Here is a 17,800-nt window from a genome sequence, read left to right on the forward strand (position 1 = left end):
GGCAGCCGCGTGGCAGGATCGCCGCATGTCGGAGTGGGCGGCGATCGTGCCGGAGGACCGGGACTGGACCGGCGTCATCGACGACGGGTGCGCCGAGTGCGGTTTCGTGCCGCAGCGGGCCGAGGCCACCGGGGGTCTGCTGCGGGCCACCGTCCCGGTCTGGCGGGAGGTGCTGTCCCGGCCCGACGCGACCCGGCGGCCCGAGCCGACCGTCTGGTCGCCGGTGGAGTACGCCTGCCACGTGCGGGACACCTGCCGGATCTTCCGGGGTCGGCTGGCGCTGATGCTCGACGAGGACGACCCGGTCTTCCCCAACTGGGACCAGGACGCCGCCGCCGTCGAGGACGACTACTTCCACCAGTCACCGGCCCGGGTGGCCGGGGAACTCGCCGAACAGGCCGAGTCGACCGCCGCCGCGTTCGACGCCGTCACGCCCGGGCAGTGGGCCCGGCCGGGCCGGCGCAGCAACGGTTCGGTGTTCACCGTCCGCCGCTTCGCCGTCTACTTCCTGCACGACGTGGTGCACCACGTGCACGACGTCACCCGCCCGACGACCTCCCGCTGACCCTCCGGCGCAGCCGCGCGGCCGGTAGGGTCCGCGACCGTGACCGATGCCGACTTCCTCGCCGAGACCCGCGCCTCCTACGACACGATGGCCGCCGAATACACCACCCGCAACCGTGGTGAGCTGGCCGCCCGCCCGGTCGACCGGGCCATGCTCGCCGCTTTCGCCGAGACCGTGCTGACCGGCGGGGGCGGGCCGGTGCTGGAGGTCGGCTGCGGCCCCGGGCGGATCACCGGCCACCTGCGCGACCTCGGGCTGGCCGTCACCGGGCTCGACCTGTCCCCGGGCATGTTGGCGCAGGCCCGGCTGGCCCATCCCGACCTGACCTTCGTCGAGGCGTCCATGCTGGACCTGCCGGTGGCCGACGGCGTGCTGGCCGGCCTGGTCGCCTGGTACAGCGTCATCCACGTGCCCGACGAGTGGCTGCCCCGGGTGTTCGCCGAGTTCCACCGGGTCCTCGCCCCCGGCGGGCACGCCCTGCTCGCCTTCCAGGTCGGCGACGAGACGGTCCGCTACACCGAGGCGTGGGGCCACCCGGTGGCGCTGGCCTTCCGTCGCCGCCGCCCGGACCACGTGGCCGCGCTACTGGGCGCCGCCGGACTGTCGGAGCAGGCCCGGATGTGCCGCGCGCCGCAGGAGTTCGCCGGTGCCATGGAACGCACCCCGCAGGCCAGCCTGCTGGTTCGTCGGGACGACGACCGGGCGTGACCGGGCCGCCACGGCACCTCGTATCCTGTTGCGCGGATCTGGCCCACCCGTACGAGGAGGTTGGTGTGAGCAGTCGGACCGAGACGCTGGAGTTCCAGGCGGAGACACGCCAGCTGCTGCAACTGATGGTGCATTCCATCTACTCGCACAAGGACGTCTTCCTGCGCGAGCTGATCTCCAACGCCTCCGACGCGTTGGACAAGCTCCGGCTGGAGTCGCTGGTCGACTCCGACCTCGACGTCGACACCTCTGACCTGCACATCGAGTTGGTCACCGACCCGCAGGCCCGGACCCTGACCGTGCGGGACAACGGCATCGGCATGTCCCGCGAGGACGTCGTCTCGCTGATCGGCACCATCGCCCGCTCCGGCACCGCCGAGCTGCTGCGCAAGCTCAAGGAGTCCAAGGAGACCGCCGGCGGCGAGCTGATCGGCCAGTTCGGTGTCGGGTTCTACTCGACGTTCATGGTCGCCGACCGGGTCACCCTGCTCACCCGGCGGGCCGGGCAGGCCGAGGGCACCCGCTGGGAGTCCAGCGGCGAGGGCACGTACGTGGTGGAGACCGTCGACGACGCCCCGCAGGGCACCTCGGTCACCGTGCACCTCAAGCCCGCCGACGACGAGGACAATCTGCACGACTACGCCGACCTCGCCACGATCCGGCAGATCGTCAAGCGGTACTCGGACTTCATCGCCTGGCCGATCCGCACCACCGTGCCGGGCGTCGACGGCGGCGAGCCCACCGAGGAGACCCTCAACTCCCGCAAGGCGCTCTGGGCGCGTCCGCGCGACGAGGTCGCCGAGGAGGAGTACCGGGACTTCTACCGGCACGTCAGCCACGACTGGACCGACCCGCTGGAGACCATCCACATGCGCGGGGAGGGCACCTTCGAGTACGAGGCGCTGCTGTTCCTGCCCGCGCACGCGCCGTACGACCTGTACCAGGCCGATGGTCGGCGCGGGGTGCAGCTGTACGTCAAGCGGGTGTTCGTGATGGACGACTGCGCCGCGCTGATGCCGAACTACCTGCGCTTCGTCAAGGGCGTGGTGGACGCGCACGACCTGTCGCTGAACATCTCCCGGGAGATCCTCCAGCAGGACCGGCAGATCCAGATCGTCCGCCGCCGGCTGGTCCGCAAGGTGCTCGCCACGGTCAAGGACATGCGCACCGGCAACCCGGAGAAGTTCGCCACCTTCTGGGGCGAGTTCGGCCGGGTGGTCAAGGAGGGTCTGCTGGAGGACCCGGACAACACCGAGACCATCCTGGAGCTGGTCTCGGTGGCCTCCACCCACCACGACACCGAGCCCACCACGCTGGGCGGGTACGTGGAGCGGATGAAGGACGGCCAGACCGAGATCTACTACGCCACCGGCGAGAACCGCACCATGCTGGAGAACTCGCCGCACCTGGAGGCGTTCCGGGCCAAGGGCTTCGAGGTGCTGCTGCTCACCGACCCGGTCGACGAGGTGTGGGTGGAGCGGGTCGGCCAGTTCGACGGCAAGCCGCTGCGCTCCATCGCCAAGGGCCAGGTCGACCTGGAGACCGAGCAGGAACGCAAGGACACCGAGGTCGCCCGGGAACAGCAGAACAAGGAGTACGCCGAACTGCTCACCTTCCTCGGCGGTGCGCTCGCCGACACGGTCAAGGAGGTCCGGCTCTCCTCCCGGCTGACCACCTCGCCCGCGTGCATCGTCGGCGACGCGCACGACATCACCCCGACCCTGGAGAAGATGTACCGGGCGATGGGGCAGGAACTGCCGCCGGTCAAGCGCATCCTCGAACTCAACCCGACCCACCCGCTGGTCACCGGCCTGCGGGTCGCCCACCAGCGGGGCGACGACAGCGCGGCGCTGACCGAGACCGCCGAACTGCTCTACGGCACGGCGCTGCTCGCCGAGGGCGGCGACCTGGCCGACCCGGCCCGGTTCGCCCGGCTGCTCGCCGACCGGCTGGCCCGCACCCTCTGATCCGCCTCCGCTCCCGGCCGGGCCGACGCCCGGCCGGGAGCGGGCGGGGGTCGGCGTGTAGCCGCCCGGACGTCGGGTAAGCGCCGGGCCCGGCGGCAGGAGGCGGTGCGGTGGCAGACGCGTTCGTCAACTGGTCCGGCAGCCTCACCTTCACCCCGGCCCGGTACGCCCACCCGGCCGACGAGGCCGAGGTGTGCCGGCTGGTGCGGCGGGCCCGGGAGAACGGCACGACGGTCCGCCCGGTCGGCTCCGGCCACTCGTCTAGCCCGCTGGTGCGCACCGACGGCGTGCTGCTCAGCCTGGACCGGTTGGCCGGGGTGCTGGCCGAGGACGGCGACCGGGCCACCGTGCTGGGCGGCACGAAGCTGCGGGCGCTGGGGGAGGGGCTCTACGACGCCGGGCTGGCCATGGACAACCTGGGTGACGTCGACTACCAGTCGATCGCGGGGGCCACCGCCACCGGCACCCACGGCACCGGCCTGGGCTTCGGCAACCTCAGCACCCAGGTCGTCGGGGCGCGGCTGGTCACCGGCACCGGCGAGGTGCTGGACGTCGACGCCGAGCGGCACCCCGAGCTGCTGCCGGCGGTGCGGCTGTCGCTCGGCGCGCTGGGGGTGGTCACCCGGCTGACCCTGGACGTGCAGCCCCGCTACGACCTGCGCCGCCGTACCTGGTGCGCCCGGCTCGACTGGACCCTCGACCACCTGGCCGAGTTGCAGCACACCAACCGCAACATGGACTTCTACTGGTATCCGCGCAGCGACCAGACCCAGGTGCGCACCATGAACCGGGCCGACCGGCCGCCGGTGGAGCAGGGGGTGTGGGACAGTGCCGGCACCGCACCGGCGCGGACCCGGGAGAACGAGGTGGGCCCCACCCACCGGACCATCCCCCGGGACCGGGCACTGCGCTTCGAGGAGATCGAGTACATGCTGCCGTCGGAGGCGTTCCCGGCCTGCTTCGCCGAGGTACGCCGCCGGATCATGGCCCGGCACCGGCGGGTGGCCGCCTGGCGGGTGCTGGTGCGTACCGTCGCCGCCGACGACATCTGGTTGAGCAACGCCCACGGTCGGCCCACCACCACCATCGCCTGCCTGCAGAACGCCGGCCTGCCCTACGAGGAGTACTTCCGGGACATGGAGGCGGTGTTCCGCCAGTACGGTGGCCGGCCGCACTGGGGCAAGAAGCACTGGCTGACCGCCCGCGAGCTGCGCCCGCTCTTCCCCCGGTGGGACGACTTCCAGGCGGCCCGCCGCCGGCTCGACCCGGACGGGGTGTTCCTCACCCCGGACCTGGCCCGGCTGCTGGAGACGGTGTGACGCCGCAGGTGGGGGCCCGGGTGTGGGTGGTGCCGGGCGGGCACATCCCGTTCCCGGGCAGCGGGGAGGAGCCGCAGTTCACGGGCTTCGACCAGCTCTGCGTGCTCAACGCCACACCGACCGACGCCGACGTGGAGTTCGACCTCTACTACGAGGACGCCGAACCGGTCGGGCCGTACCGGATCACCGTGGCCGCCCGCCGGATCCGACACGTACGCCTCAACGACCTGATCGATCCGGAGGCGGTCCGCCTCGACCGCCCGTACGGCTGCCTGCTGCGCTCGCCGGTGCCGGTGGTGGTGCAGTTCCTGCGCCAGGACACCCGGCTGCCCGGTGCGCTGGCGCTGGCCGCCACGATGGCGTACCCGGCCGGAGCGGGCGGGTTCGTCGGTGACGGTCCCGGGTAACCGGGTCCATGGGTCAGACGGGCCGGGTGGCCGACGGGCGGTCGGGGGCGACCCGGCTCGGCGACCGGATCTCCGCCGTCGGGCGGGACTCGCACCGCCGGTTGCAGACGTACCTGATCGTCGCGGTGCAGGCGGGGCTGGCGGCGGCGCTGGCCTGGGTGCTGGCCCGGGAGGTGCTGGGCAACGCGGAGCCGACCTTCGCCCCGGCCGCCGCCGTCGGTGTGATCGCCGCGGCGTTGGGCAACCGGGCCCGGCGTACCGTCGAACTGGTCGTCGGGGTGGTGCTCGGCATCCTCGTCGGTGACCTGCTCATCCTGCTGGTCGGCACCGGCGCCTGGCAGACCGGCGTGATCGTCTTTCTGGCGATCACCGTCGCGGTGCTGGTCCGGGGCACCGGCGCGCTGATGACCCAGGCCGGCGGTACGGCGGTGCTGATCGCCACGCTCACCCCGACCGCGCCGGACCTGGAACTGCCGCGCACGCTCAACGCGCTGATCGGCGGCGCGGTGGGTCTGTTCGTGGTGCTCGTGCTGGCCCCGCTGCACCCGCTGCGCACCGTGCGCCGGGTGGCCGGCCCGGCGCTGGAGCGGTTCGCCCGGGACCTGACCGCCTCCGGACGCGCCCTGGCGGGTCGGGACGCCGACGCCGTCGAGGGGGTCCTGGACCGGATGCGCGACGCCGAGCCGGAACTGCGCCGGCTCGGCGAGGTGATCGAGGCCGCCGACGAGGTGGTCCGGCTCTCCCCGGTGCGCTGGCGGCGACGCCGGGCGCTGGCCGCCTACCGGCAGGGTGCCCACCACCTGGACCGGGCCTTCCGCAACAGCCGGTCGTTGGTCCGCCGGATCGGCACCGCGCTGCGGGACGACGAGCCGGTGCCGGCCGGGTTGCCGGTCGCCGTGACCGATCTCGGGGAGGCGGTGCGGCTGCTGCGCGGGGAGTTCCTCGGCACCCGCGAGCCGGTGCGTGCCCGGGAACGGGTGCTCGACGCCGTCCGGGCGGCCGGTGCCGCCTGCCGGCAGGAGGTCGGGTTCTCCGGCACCATCGTCGTGTCCCAGCTCCGGACGGTCGCCAACGACCTGCTGCGGGCCACCGGGGTGCCGCGTGACGAAGCCAGGCGGATGGTTCGTCGCGCCGCCGCCGGGTACTGAGGCGCGGGTGCCTGTGCCCCCGTCGCGAACGTCGATGTGTTCGCCGCGGAGGCGGATAGGGTTGGCGCTGGTGTGCCGGGAAGTCTGGTCGGCGATGGATGACGCGACCCCTGCCGACGAGGAGTTCCCGTGACCGACGCCGACCGGCGCCGTACCAGCCTGTTCGCCCGCCGCTCGTGGGGCGAGACCAGCCGCATCTCCAACATCCTCCGCAAGGAGACGGTGGGCGGCGCACTCCTGCTCGTCGCGGCGCTCATGGCCTTGATCTGGTCAAATTCGCCCTGGTCCGGGGAGTACCAGGCGTTGCGGGACCTCACCGTCGGCCCGGCGGCGCTGCACCTGGATCTCAGCCTCGCCACCTGGGCCGCCGACGGTCTGCTGGCCGTCTTCTTCTTCGTCGCCGGTCTGGAGCTCAAGCGCGAGTTCGTCGCCGGTGACCTTCGTGACCCCCGCCGGGCGGCGGTGCCGGTGGCTGCGGCCGTCGGCGGGGTGATCGTGCCGGCGGCGCTCTACTACGTGATCGCCGCCGGAGCGGGGGGCGACGCCGGTCGGGGGTGGGCCATCCCCACGGCCACCGACATTGCCTTCGCCCTGGCGGTGCTCGCCGTGGTGGGCCGCTTCCTGCCGTCCGCGTTGCGGACCTTCCTGCTCACCCTGGCAGTGGTCGACGACCTGCTCGCCATCATGATCATCGCGGTTTTCTACACCTCCGACCTGTCCGTCGTCCCGCTGCTGGGCGCGTTGCTGCCGCTTGCCGGCTTCGCGTTCCTGGTGCAGCGCCGCGTGCGGTCCTGGTGGCTGCTGCTGCCGCTCGCGGCCCTCACCTGGGTGTTGGTGCACGAGTCGGGGGTGCACGCCACCGTGGCCGGGGTGCTGCTCGCCTTTACCGTCCCGGTGGTCCGCAGCGCGGCGGCGGGTGGCCCGAACGCCGGCCCCGGCCTGGCCGAACACTTCGAGCACCGGATCCGGCCGATCTCCGCCGGGATCGCCGTGCCGGTCTTCGCGTTCCTGTCCGCCGGCGTCACCGTCGGCGGCCTCGCCGGACTGGCCGCCGCGTTGACCGACCGGGTCGCGGTCGGCATCGTCGTCGGCCTGATCATCGGCAAGCCGGTCGGCATCCTGATCGCGACCTGGCTGGTGTCCCGGTTCACCCGGGCCGACCTCGACGAAGGCCTCAACTGGCTCGACGTGCTCGGCCTTGCGCTGCTCGGCGGGATCGGCTTCACCGTGTCGCTGCTGATCGGGGAGCTCGCCTTCGGCCTGGGTAGTGAGCTGGACGACCACGCCAAGATCGCCGTACTCGCCGGCTCCCTGCTGTCCGCGCTGCTGGCCAGCGTCATCCTGCGCGCCCGGGGCCGCGTCTACCGGCGGGTGCACGAGGCGGAGAGCGTCGACCTGGACCGCGACGGCGTGCCGGACGTCTTCGAACCGGAGTCGGAGCGGCCCGCCGGGCGGTGACCCGGCCACCGCAGCGGTGCGGCCCACCTGGCCGCTATGATCACGGCGATCCGAGGAGCGCCGGGAAGTCTGGTCGGCACCGTGCTGGTCCGCGCCCCCGGAAGGCCCCACCGTGCTGCTGCTCTGCTTCGCCGCCGTCCTGCTCGCCGCGGTTCTGGTGTCCGCGCTGGCCCACCGGACCATCCTTTCCACGGCGGCGCTGTTCCTGGTAGCCGGGTTTCTGCTCGGAGAGGACACCGGCGGGGTGCTGCACCTGCGGGCGGATTCGCCGATCGTGGCGCAGCTGGCCGAGCTGGCGCTGTTCGCGGTGCTGTTCACCGACGGAATGCGGGTCGGCTGGGCCGACCTGCGTGCGGCGTGGCGGCTGCCGGGACGCGCCCTGGGCTGGGGTCTGCCGCTGACCCTGCTGGTGACGGCGGTGCTCGCGCACTACGTGGCCGGGCTGGACTGGCCGGAGGCGTTGTTGATCGGCGCGGTCCTGGCCCCCACCGACCCGGTGTTCGCCGCCGCGCTGGTCGGTAACGACAAGGTCCCGGCCCGGCTGCGGCACCTGCTCAACGTCGAGTCCGGCGTCAACGACGGCCTGGCGCTGCCGTTCGTGGTGGTGCTGCTCGCGGTCGCGGCCGGCTCGGACGACCTGCACCTGGGGGAGTTGGGCACCGAGTTGGCGGTGGGGCTGCTGATCGGGGTGCTGGTGCCGCTGGCGGCGATCGCGTTGGAGCGGACCCGGTGGTTCGCCGCGTCGGCGGCGTACGCGCCGCTCAACGGGGTCGCCATCGGTCTGCTCGTGCTGGCGCTGGGCAGGGTCACCCACGGCAACCTGTTCCTGGCCGCGTTCGCCGCCGGGATCACGGTGGCCACGTTCGGGCCCCGGGAACGGGCCGCGTTCGAGCACTTCGGGGAGAACATCGCCGAGTTGTTGAAGTTGGCCGCGCTGCTGGTGTTCGGCGCGCTGATCTCGGTGGAGTTCCTCGGCGAGATCTCCTGGGCCGGCTGGGTCTTCGCGGTGCTGGCGATCGTGGTGGCCCGTCCACTCGCGTTGTGGATCTCCTTCCTGCGCTCGGGGCTGGGCCTGCGCGAACAGGCCGCCGCGATGTGGTTCGGGCCCAAGGGGTTCGCCTCGGTCGTCTACGGGTTGCTGGTCCTGGATTCCGGCATCGCCGCCGGCGACGAGGTGTTCCACCTGGTCGCGCTGACCATCGTCATCTCCATCCTGGCGCACTCCTCCACCGACGTGGTGGTGGCGCGCGCCTTCGACGAGGCCCGGGAGGCACCGGCGTGGCACGGGGTGCTGCACCGGTGGCGGAGGCCCGGTCGCCCCGTGAAGGTCCCCGAGGCGGGAGACGGGGCCGACCGCGCCGGCGACGACGACGGTCAGGCCAGCACGAAGTAACGCAGCCACAGGTACGGCACGGCCAGCCCCACCGTGACCAGGGTCACGACCAGCCCGTACCGGGTGAACTGCCAGAAGGTGATCCGCTGCCCGGCGCGTTCGGCCAACCCCAGCACCACGACGTTGGCGGACGCGCCGACGGCGGTGGCGTTGCCACCGAGGTCGGCACCGAGGGCCAACGCCCACCAGAGCACCCGGGACTGGGCGGTGTCGCCGTTGGCGTTGACCAGGTCGGCGACGACCGGGCTCATGGTGGCGACGTAGGGGATGTTGTCGACGATCGCCGACAACGCGGCCGATCCCCACAGCAGCACCATCGTGGCGGGCAGCAGCCGGTCGGCGGTGGCGTCGGTCGCGGCCCGGGAGATCTGCTCGACCACCCCGGTGTTGACCAGCGCGCCGACCATGATGAACAGGCCGGCGAAGAAGACCAGGGTGGGCCACTCCACGTCCCGGCTGACCTCCCCGACATCCAGGCGGGACAGCGCGAGCAGCAGCAGCCCGCCGAGCAGGGCGACCACCGCCGGTTCGAGGTGCAGGGTGGTGTGCAGGACGAACGCGGCGGTCACCGCGCCGAGCACCGCCAGCCCGAGGACGAGCAGCCGGCGGTCCCGGATCGCGTCGCCCTCCCGCAGCGCGGCGATCTGCGCGGCGCGGGTCGGGTCGTATCGGAAAGCCCGCCGGAACAGCACCCGGCACAGGCCCAGGAAGACCACCAGCAGCAGCACCACCAGCGGGGCGAGGTGGATCAGGAAGTCGTTGTAGCTCAGCCCGCCCCGGCTGCCGATGATGATGTTCGGCGGGTCGCCGACCAGGGTGGAGGTGCCGCCGATGTTCGACGCCATCGCCTCGGCGATGAGGAACGGCACCGCCGGCACGTCCAGGCGTTCACACACCAGGAAGGTCACCGGGGCGATGAGCAGCACGGTGGTGACGTTGTCCAGGGCCGCCGAGGCGACGGCGGTGATCAGCACCAGGATCACCATCACCCGGAACGGCCGCCCCTGGGCGCGCTTGGCCGCCCACACGGCGACGTACTCGAAAGCGCCTGTGCGTTTGAGCACCGCGACGATGAGCATCATGCCGATGAGCAGGAAGATGACGTTCCAGTCGATGCCGGACCGCTCGGAGAAGAAGGCGTGCTCGGTGTCGGTGGCCCCGATCAGGAACATCACCGCCGCGCCGCCGAGGGCGGCGGCCACCCGGTGGATCTTCTCGGTGGCGATCAGCACGTACGCGACGGTGAAGACGGCCACTGCCGTCCAGGCCAGGCCGCTCACGCCGGGCCCAGCATCCGGTCGAGCAGTGCGTCCAGGGTGATTCCGCCCGTCATCGCCGCGCCCCGGGCGGCGACCGCGACCAGCGGGCTGCGCTTCTGGGCCATTACCGCGGCGATCTCCAGGACCGTGGCCTGTGGTTCGACCACGGGCGGTTCGAGGTGCTCGTGGGGCAGCAGGTCGGCTACCGTACGACCCTCGGCACCGCGCAGGAACACGTCCGCGGACGGCTCGTCGATCATCCGGGCCAGCGTCGGGTCCTCCCGGCAGTAGCCGGGGATGACCAGGCGCAGCACCTGGGTGCCCGCCAGCACGGTGACGGGACGGTCAGCGGCGTCGACGACGATCAGGCCGGGCAGGTTGTGCCCGGCGAGCAGCCGGGCCGCCTCCAGCACGGGTGTACCGACGGTGATCGTGGGAAACGGCACCGCCAGGTCTTTCGCGCGCACGGCGACTCCTCGAAAGGTGCTTCGGGCATGGACTACCGCACGCCGACCAGTCTTCCCGGCACACCTCCCGTCACCCTAGTACGAGATTCATCCTTCGCCGGGGACCGGTCGCCACCCGGCCGCCCCGCCCCTGCCGGTGGAGAAGGCAGAGCCGGTGGTCGATGTGCCGCTCAGGTCGGATAGGCGCGCGCATCGGCGGCCCGGACGGTCGCCCAGACCTGCTGACCGGGGAGCAGCCGCAGCCCGGCGGCGACGGCCGGGGTGACGTCGGCGACGGTGCTGACCGGCCCGGTGAGCTGCACCCGCAGGTGGTCGCCGTGCCGGTGCACCCCGGCGACGGTGGCCGGCCAGGTGTGCGGAGCGTCGCCGCCGGGTCGGTCCGGGTGCAGGGTGACGGCGGTCGGTGGGAAGACCACGAAGGCGTCGCCGTCGAGCCGGTCGACGGTCGGCACGGCGAACCCGTCGGCAAGGTGGACGAGATGCCCGTCGGCCCGACCCCGGTGCAGGTTGAGCCCGACCAGTCGGGCCACGTAGTCGGTGCGCGGCCGGGTCGTCACCGCGCTGGCGTCGCCCTCCTGGACCACCCGGCCGTCCTCGACGACGACCAGCCGGTCGGCCAGCGCCAGCGCGTCCAGCGGGTCGTGGGTGACCAGCACGGCCGCCCCGGCATGGTCGGTGAGGTGGCGGTGCAGTTCGGCGCGGGTGTCCAGCCGGGTCCGGGCGTCGAGCGCGGCCAGCGGCTCGTCGAGCAGCAGCAGGGTCGGGTGGACGGCGAGCGCGCGGGCCAGCGCGACCCGCTGGGCCTGCCCGCCGGAGAGCTGCCGGGGTCGCCGCCCGGCGTACCCGGCCAGGCCGACCCGGTCCAGCCACCGGTCGGCCCGTGCTCGGGCGGCCCGCCGGGGCAGGCCCTGCCGGCGCGGGCCGAAGGCCACGTTGTCCCGGGCGGTCAGGTGCGGGAAGAGCAGGTAGTCCTGGAACACCACGCCGACCGGTCGCCGCTCGGGTGGCACGAACCGGCGGGCGTCCGGGTGGTCCAGTTCCACCCCGCTGAGGCGTAGCCGGCCGGCGTCGAGCGGCTGCAGCCCGGCCAGGGCGCGCAGCGCGGTGGTCTTGCCGGCGCCGTTCGGGCCGAGCAGCGCGACCACCTCCCCGGCGGCGACGTGCAGCCGGACGTCCAGCCGGAACCCGGCCCGGTCGACGACCAGGTGCCCGTCGAGCAACGGCGGTGTCACGGGCCGCCGATCCACCGGTCGCGCAGCCCGGCGAGGATCACCACCGAGACGGTGAGCAGCACCAGGCTGAGCACCACGGCGGCCTCCAGGTCGGTCTCCAGGGCCAGGTAGACGGCGAGCGGCATGGTCTGGGTACGGCCCGGATAGTTGCCGGCGAAGGTGATGGTCGCGCCGAACTCGCCGAGCGCGCGGGCCCAGCACAGCACCGCCCCGGCGGCGACCCCCGGGCCGACCAGCGGGAGGGTGACCCGGGTGAAGGTGGTCCACCGGCCCGCGCCCAGGGTGGCGGCGGCCTCCTCGTAGCGGTGGTCGACGCCGCGCAGCGCCCCCTCCACCGCGATGATCAGGAACGGCATCGCCACGAACGCCTCGGCGAGCACCACGCCGGTGGTGGTGAACGGCAGCGTGACGCCGAAGGTGGCGTCCAGCCAGCCGCCGACCGGCCCGCGCCGGCCGAAGACCAGCAGCAGCGCCACCCCGCCGACCACCGGCGGCAGCACCAGCGGCACGGTGACCAGCGCCCGGACCAGCCGCCGGCCGGGGAACTCCACCCGGGCCAGCAGCCAGGCCAGGGGTACGCCCAGCGCCAGGCAGAGCAGCGTGGCGAGGGTGGCGCACTGCACCGACAGCCGCAGCGCGGTGAGTACCCCGGGTGCGGTGAGGCGCGGTCCCAGCGACGTCCACGGGGTGCGCAACAGCAGGCCGCCCAGCGGCAGCACCAGGAACAGCAACCCCAGGGCGGCCGGTACGAGCAGCGCGACCGGCACCCGTTGACCGGCGCCGCGTCGACGGGTGGGCGCGGTCACGGGCCTGCCGGCGGCTGGAATCCGGCGTCGGTGAGGACGGCCCGGCCGGACGCCGACCGGACCAGCGCGACGAAGGCGCGGGCGGCGACGGGGTTCGGCGCGTCGGTGAGCACCACGATCGGGTAGTCGTTGGCGGCGCGGGCGGATTCGGGGAACTCGACGCCGTCGACCTCCCGGTCGGCCGCGCGGGCGTCGGTGCGGTAGACCAGCGCCGTGTCGACCTCGCCGAGTCTCACCTTGGCCAGTGCGCCCCTGACGTCCTGTTCGAGGGTGACCGGGGTGACCCGTACGCCGGCCGCGTCCAGGGCGGTGGTGGCCGCCGCCCCGCACGGCACCTGGGCGGCGCACAGCGCGACCTTCAACCCCGGGCGGGTCAGGTCGGCCAGCCCGGTGAGGCGCTGCGGGTTGCCCTGCGGCACGGCGATGACGAGCTGGTTGCGGGCGAAGACGGTGGGGGCGTCGGCGGCGTGCCCGGCGTCGGTGACGGTGGCCATGTTCCTCGGGGCGGCGGAGGCGAACACGTCGGCGGGCGCGCCCTGGGTGATCTGGGTGGCCAGGGCGGAGCTGCCGGCGAAGTTGAAGGTGACAGTCGTGCCCGGGTGTTCGGCCTCGAACCGCCGGCCAAGGGTGGTGAACGACTCGGTCAGCGACGCGGCGGCGAAGACGGTCAGCGTGCCGCGCGGTCCACCGTCGGCGGCCGGTGCGGTGCTCCCGGCCGCGCATCCGGCCAGGGCGAGGACGGCCGCGACGAGGGGGACGACGACGGCGCGACGGTGCCCGCCCGGCGGGTCGGCGGTCGGGGCGGGCGGTCCGTCGGAGCGGGTCACGGGTCGGTCCTTGTCCTGGTGGGGCCGGTGGGCGCGGGCCGCTCCACCACGACGGTGGTCGACTTGATGACGGCGACGGCCACCGAGCCGACGCGCAGGTCCAGTTCGTCGACGGCCTCGCGGCTCATCAGGGAGACGATCCGGAACGGCCCGGCCTGGATGTCGACCTGGGCCATCACGGTGTCCCGGACGACGGCGGTGACGATCCCGCGCAGCCGGTTGCGGGCCGAGGAGAACTCGGCCCCCTCGTCGGGGGCGGCGGACTGGGCGCGGACGAAGCCGGCCAGGTCCACGCCGTCGACGAGTCGGTGGCCGTGGGTGTCCCGCCGGGCGGGCAACCGGCCGGCGTCCACCCAGCGCCGCACGGTGTCGGCGCTGACTCCGAGCAACTCGGCGGCCTCGCTGATCCGGAACACGCTCACCCGGTCACCCTAACGACCCGCATCTGCTGAGCGGAAGGAGGTATATCCCTCGCAGAAGCGAACGGTGAGGCCGTCTGCGGCCCGCAGTCGCGGCTACCAGCGGAAGCGGCCCGCGTCGGTCCGGCCGGTTCGGCTGTCGTCGGCTCGGCGGGTGGGGCCGCGGCGGCCGCCGGGCTACCGGGGGAGCGGTGGGGTGGAAACGCCGACGGCCGGCCGTCGCGGGTGGCGACGACCGGCCGCTGCCGGCGGTGGGAGGGTCAGCTCAGGGTGAGCGCGGTGTCGTCCACCACGAAGGACGTCTGCAGGCTGCTGTCCTCCACTCCGCTGAACGAGATGGTGACGGTGCTGCCCGCCAGCGCGGACACGTCGAAGCTGCGCTGCACGTACCCGCTGGCGGCGTTGACGTTGGAGTACGTCGCCAGGGTGGTGCTGCCGGCCTTGACGGTCAGCTTGTCGTACGCCGTGCTGCCCGACTCGGCCGTGTCGATGTGCAGCCAGAAGGACAGGGTGGCCCGGCAACCGGCCGGGATCGCCACCGACTGGGTGACGGTGTCGGTGTGGGTCGAGCCGTACCCGTTGAGCCACGCCTTGTACGAGCCACCGTGCGCGGCCTGGCTGGCCGACGAGGTGATCACGCCCGAGGTGGCGGTCCAGCCGGTGCCGCCGGACTCGAAGCCGGGGTTGGTCAGCTTCTGGCCCGAGCAGCCGCCCGAGGTCGGGGTGGGCGTCGGGGTGGAGGTCGCCGTCGGGGTGGGCGTCGGGGTGCCGCCGGTGCAGGTCGGGTCGGCGGACTGCGCCGGCACGCTCACCGCGTCCCAGGCGGCCTTGACCGTGTTGAACTCGGTGCAGCTGCCCGGGTAGAGGGTCTTGGCGGCCTGCAACGTCCAGGTGCGGTACTTCAGGTACGACGAGGTGGTCGTCTTGATCAGCATCGCGTTGTACATGATCTTGATGGCCTTCTGGATGCCGAGGCCGGTCACCGTGCTGCTGTTGCAGGTGGGGCTGGTCGGCTGCCCGTTGGTCGGGTTGCTGCCCATGGCCAGCAGGTAGAACCAGTGGTTGCCCGGACCGGCCGCCGCGTGCACCTCCTGGCTCGGGATGCTGCTGGAGTAGCAGTTCGCGTCGCCGAGCGCGGACGGGTTGTACATGTTGCGGATCGGGCCGCTGCCGACCAGGTTGATCTTCTCGCCGACGAGGAAGTCCGGCGCGTCGTAGGTGGACGGCTCGTTGGCGAACCACTCGGTGGCCGCGCCGAAGGTGTCGGCGACGAACTCCTGGGTGTTGCCCCGGGAGATGCCGCCGGGGGTGGTGTCGTCGATGCCGTGGCCGATCTCGTGGGCCACCACGTCGAGCGAGCCGATCCACTGCCCCGCGGTGTTCTTGCCGATCTGCACCTGGGAGCCGTCGTAGTAGGCGTTCTGGTCGTTGAGCCCGACCCGGATGGGCCACGCGCCACCGCTGCCGTTGGCGCCGTTGCGGCCCAGCCACTGCGACAGCATCTTGTGCTCGGTCTGCGCCGAGAACAGGGCGTCGACGCAGCCGGTCTCCTTGTTGGTGCCGGTGCCGTTGCCCCAGACGTCGTCCGGGCCGGAGAAGACCGTGTTGTTCGCGGCGTCCTGGCAGCTCAGGTTGGTGGTGCTCGGGTCCCTGAGGGAGTAGGTGCTGCCGGACTGGGTGGTGTTGAGGGTGACCGGGCCGTTCCACGCCCCGGTGCCGGTGCCCCGTACGACGTGCTCCTGGGTGTCCAGCACCGCGCCGGTGGCGGCGTCCACGTCGACGGTCAGCCGGCTGGGGCCGTCCGCGCCGGTGCCGGTGACGGTGGTCTCCCAGGCCAGCGCGGGCCGGGCGCCGAGGGTGTGCACGACCAGCGTGGTGCCCTCGACGCCGCTGACCGTGCGCAGCCGGGCGCGGGCGGTCCGCTCGGCGGCGGCGGCGGTGAGCTTCGGCGTGGTGGACAGGTTCCCGATGCTCTGCTGCTGGGCGACGGAGGCGTAGGTGACCTCGCCGGTGGCGGTGGTCGCCAGGACGAAGTCCCCGCCGACCACGCGCAGGCCCTTGTAGGTGCGTTCGTAGGGGACGTACTGGATGCCTTCGGAGGCGATGACCGGCCGCTGCACGAACGTGTCGTCGGCGCTGGCGTGCAGGTAGGCGGGGCGGCTGGCGACCAGCGAGCTGGCCGCGCCGACGGCGGCGGCCCGGGCCTGGGCCGGGTCGGGGGCGGGGTGGGACGGCGCGGCCTGGACCGCCGCGGCGGTGCCCGCGGCGATCAGGCCGGCCGCGACCGCGCCGGAGAGCGCGACGAGGCGGGGTGAGAGCGTCAAGGGGATGCTCCTGTTCTCGGGCGGCGTCGCGGTGCCCGGTGGGGTCGCGCGCCGATGCTGCGTGAGGCGTGGCCGCGACGGGTGGTCTCCGGGCTGCCGGCGGGCCCGGTGGGGGTGACTGTCCGTCGCGTGTCGCCGGGGGTTGGCGACTGCTGGAGGCACGATCACACGGGCAGGCATCCATATCAATGGGTTGACCTGGGCAACCATGCCGTCGGACTGCCGAAACCCCTGTTGCCAGGTGATGAACGACCCTCGGCCACCCCGGTCTGAACAGGTCATCCCCGTCGATCTCGGTCCCGCCGACCGCCCCAGTTGCGGGTTTTCGCCGGAACGCGCGCCGGATGCACATACACCCGCCGACCAGCGGTGCGACACCTTCGCCGGGTCCGTCGTGCCCGGCCCGGCGGGGCGTGTGCCCGGCCCGTCGGGTGCGGGCCGGACGGGCACCGGTCGCCTACCATGCGGCTGTGCCGGACATCGACGGATCCCTCGCCGCCGGGCAGGTCTGGCGGGGGCAGGGCGACTGGTCGCAGGCCGCCCGACGGGCCAAGCGACGGATCACCACCGGGCGGCGGGCGGTCGCCGCGCTGACGGCCGCCGCTGCCGTCGCCGGCACCGCGGCGGCCCGGCTGGCCACGTCCGCGCCCACCGCCGGCCGGGTGCTCGCGCTCGTCGCCGCCGTGTCGCTGCTGCTGGTGCCGGTGCTCGGCCGCCGCGCCTCCCGCGACGCGGTGGCCGTCTGGACCCGGCTCCGGGCGGTCTCCGAGGCGTCCAAGGCGGAGCTGTACCGCTACCTCGCCCGCGTCGCCCCCTACGCCGGTGCCGACGCCGACGCCGTCCTGCTGCACCGCTACGGACTGCTCGTGGACGGCGTCGGCGACCTGGTCGGGCACACCCTCGACGGCACCCCGGCCGACCGTCCGCTGCCCCCGGTCACCGGCCTGCCGAGCTACCTGGCCGAACGGGTGCAGCGGCAGGTCGACGGCTACTACCTGCCGGCGGCCCGGCAGGCCGCTCGCGCCGCCGCCCGGATCGGCCGGGCGGCGACCGCGTTGACCGTCGTGGCCGCCGTGCTCTCCGCCGTGGTCGGGGTGTTCGGTGACGCGCTCGGCCTGACCGCGTGGGTGCCGGTGGTCGCGGCGGTCACCACCGCGCTGGTCGGCTACGGCGCGGCCGAACGCCACGAACAACAGCACCTGGAGTACGCCCGGACGGCCGACCAGCTCACCCGGCTGCGACTGACCCGGGCGGCCGGGCTGGGCTGGACCGACGACGAGGCGTTCGTCGCCGAGGCCGAGCGGATCATCGCCCAGTCCAACGCGGCCTGGATGGCCAAGATGATCGAGGATGATGGCGCTGCGCAGCAGTGACATGACGGGCTGTGGCGGATAGCATCATCGACATCCGTGATTGGTCGTCGACGTGGGCGGACCTCCGTCCACCTCCGACACAAGATGGGGGCCCGACGTGGACCGCACCCAACGCCCGTCCGATCCGT

16 protein-coding genes are annotated in these 17,800 nt (G+C 73.3%); 9 read left to right on the top strand and 7 right to left on the bottom strand.

Annotation, left to right across the window (positions count from 1 at the left end):
* The first annotated feature begins 25 nt into the window (after nt 1–25).
* From ACN265_RS13170 to ACN265_RS13205, 8 genes are all read left to right on the top strand, one after another.
* Nucleotides 26–565: a DinB family protein gene (locus ACN265_RS13170; RefSeq protein ID WP_421407722.1), complete on the top strand. Its 540-nt coding sequence runs from the start codon at nt 26–28 to the stop codon at nt 563–565.
* A gap of 39 nt (nt 566–604) precedes the next feature.
* Nucleotides 605–1,273, top strand: a complete 669-nt coding sequence (locus tag ACN265_RS13175; RefSeq protein WP_421407723.1) for a class I SAM-dependent DNA methyltransferase — start codon at nt 605–607, stop codon at nt 1,271–1,273.
* Nucleotides 1,274–1,338: 65 nt separating this feature from the next.
* The gene (gene htpG, locus ACN265_RS13180; RefSeq protein ID WP_363657642.1) at nt 1,339–3,240 is read left to right on the top strand and encodes a molecular chaperone HtpG; all 1,902 of its coding nucleotides are present in this window, start codon (nt 1,339–1,341) and stop codon (nt 3,238–3,240) included.
* A gap of 110 nt (nt 3,241–3,350) precedes the next feature.
* Nucleotides 3,351–4,559, top strand: a complete 1,209-nt coding sequence (locus ACN265_RS13185; RefSeq protein WP_421407724.1) for a D-arabinono-1,4-lactone oxidase — start codon at nt 3,351–3,353, stop codon at nt 4,557–4,559.
* A complete protein-coding gene (locus ACN265_RS13190) occupies nt 4,556–4,966 on the top strand; it encodes a sensory rhodopsin transducer (protein ID WP_420117041.1) in 411 nt (136 codons plus the stop codon). The genes ACN265_RS13185 and ACN265_RS13190 overlap by 4 nt, the downstream gene beginning before the upstream one ends.
* A gap of 8 nt (nt 4,967–4,974) precedes the next feature.
* Nucleotides 4,975–6,114, top strand: a complete 1,140-nt coding sequence (locus tag ACN265_RS13195) for an FUSC family protein (protein ID WP_421407726.1) — start codon at nt 4,975–4,977, stop codon at nt 6,112–6,114.
* Between the two features lie 129 nt (nt 6,115–6,243).
* On the top strand, nt 6,244–7,572 hold the full coding sequence (gene nhaA / locus ACN265_RS13200) for a Na+/H+ antiporter NhaA (RefSeq protein WP_421407727.1): 1,329 nt from the start codon (nt 6,244–6,246) through the stop codon (nt 7,570–7,572).
* A 112-nt stretch (nt 7,573–7,684) separates the two neighbouring features.
* Nucleotides 7,685–8,965 (top strand): cation:proton antiporter, encoded by a 1,281-nt coding sequence (locus tag ACN265_RS13205; protein ID WP_421407728.1) that lies wholly within the window; start codon nt 7,685–7,687, stop codon nt 8,963–8,965.
* On the opposite strand, the gene ACN265_RS13210 is transcribed toward ACN265_RS13205, so the two are convergent.
* The 7 genes from ACN265_RS13210 to ACN265_RS13240 all read right to left on the bottom strand — a co-directional run bounded on the left by ACN265_RS13210 (nt 8,947) and on the right by ACN265_RS13240 (nt 16,299).
* The gene (locus tag ACN265_RS13210; protein WP_357768090.1) at nt 8,947–10,245 is read right to left on the bottom strand and encodes an ArsB/NhaD family transporter; all 1,299 of its coding nucleotides are present in this window, start codon (nt 10,243–10,245) and stop codon (nt 8,947–8,949) included. The two genes, ACN265_RS13205 and ACN265_RS13210, sit on opposite strands and share 19 nt — an antisense overlap.
* A complete protein-coding gene (locus ACN265_RS13215; RefSeq protein ID WP_357768087.1) occupies nt 10,242–10,691 on the bottom strand; it encodes a CBS domain-containing protein in 450 nt (149 codons plus the stop codon). The genes ACN265_RS13210 and ACN265_RS13215 overlap by 4 nt, the downstream gene beginning before the upstream one ends.
* A 170-nt stretch (nt 10,692–10,861) precedes the next feature.
* The gene (locus ACN265_RS13220; protein ID WP_421407729.1) at nt 10,862–11,923 is read right to left on the bottom strand and encodes an ABC transporter ATP-binding protein; all 1,062 of its coding nucleotides are present in this window, start codon (nt 11,921–11,923) and stop codon (nt 10,862–10,864) included.
* Nucleotides 11,920–12,750: an ABC transporter permease gene (locus ACN265_RS13225; protein WP_421411482.1), complete on the bottom strand. Its 831-nt coding sequence runs from the start codon at nt 12,748–12,750 to the stop codon at nt 11,920–11,922. Before ACN265_RS13225 ends, ACN265_RS13220 begins: the two co-directional genes overlap by 4 nt.
* Nucleotides 12,726–13,556 carry a molybdate ABC transporter substrate-binding protein gene (gene modA, locus ACN265_RS13230; protein ID WP_421407731.1) on the bottom strand — a complete coding sequence of 277 codons (831 nt, stop codon included), beginning with the start codon at nt 13,554–13,556 and terminating at the stop codon, nt 12,726–12,728. Before modA ends, ACN265_RS13225 begins: the two co-directional genes overlap by 25 nt.
* Complete coding sequence (locus ACN265_RS13235) at nt 13,553–13,978, bottom strand: TOBE domain-containing protein (RefSeq protein WP_420117035.1); 426 nt, start codon at nt 13,976–13,978, stop codon at nt 13,553–13,555. The genes modA and ACN265_RS13235 overlap by 4 nt, the downstream gene beginning before the upstream one ends.
* Before the next feature lie 257 nt (nt 13,979–14,235).
* Nucleotides 14,236–16,299 (bottom strand): M4 family metallopeptidase, encoded by a 2,064-nt coding sequence (locus ACN265_RS13240; protein WP_421407732.1) that lies wholly within the window; start codon nt 16,297–16,299, stop codon nt 14,236–14,238.
* A gap of 470 nt (nt 16,300–16,769) precedes the next feature.
* On the opposite strand from ACN265_RS13240, the gene ACN265_RS13245 reads away from it, so the two are divergent.
* Entirely contained in the window at nt 16,770–17,672 is a 903-nt protein-coding gene (locus ACN265_RS13245; protein ID WP_421407733.1) for a DUF4231 domain-containing protein, read from the top strand.
* The last annotated feature ends 128 nt before the right edge of the window (nt 17,673–17,800 follow it).

It is taken from the genome of Micromonospora sp. WMMD730 (assembly GCF_049178955.1).
GTDB lineage: Bacteria > Actinomycetota > Actinomycetes > Mycobacteriales > Micromonosporaceae > Micromonospora > Micromonospora wenchangensis.

Bases quoted from the DNA above. Each gene is read 5' to 3' on its own strand.
- ACN265_RS13170 (WP_421407722.1), top strand. From the start codon at position 26: ATGTCGGAGTGGGCGGCGATCGTGCCGGAGGACCGGGACTGGACCGGC.
- ACN265_RS13195 (WP_421407726.1), top strand. From the start codon at position 4,975: ATGGGTCAGACGGGCCGGGTGGCCGACGGGCGGTCGGGGGCGACCCGG.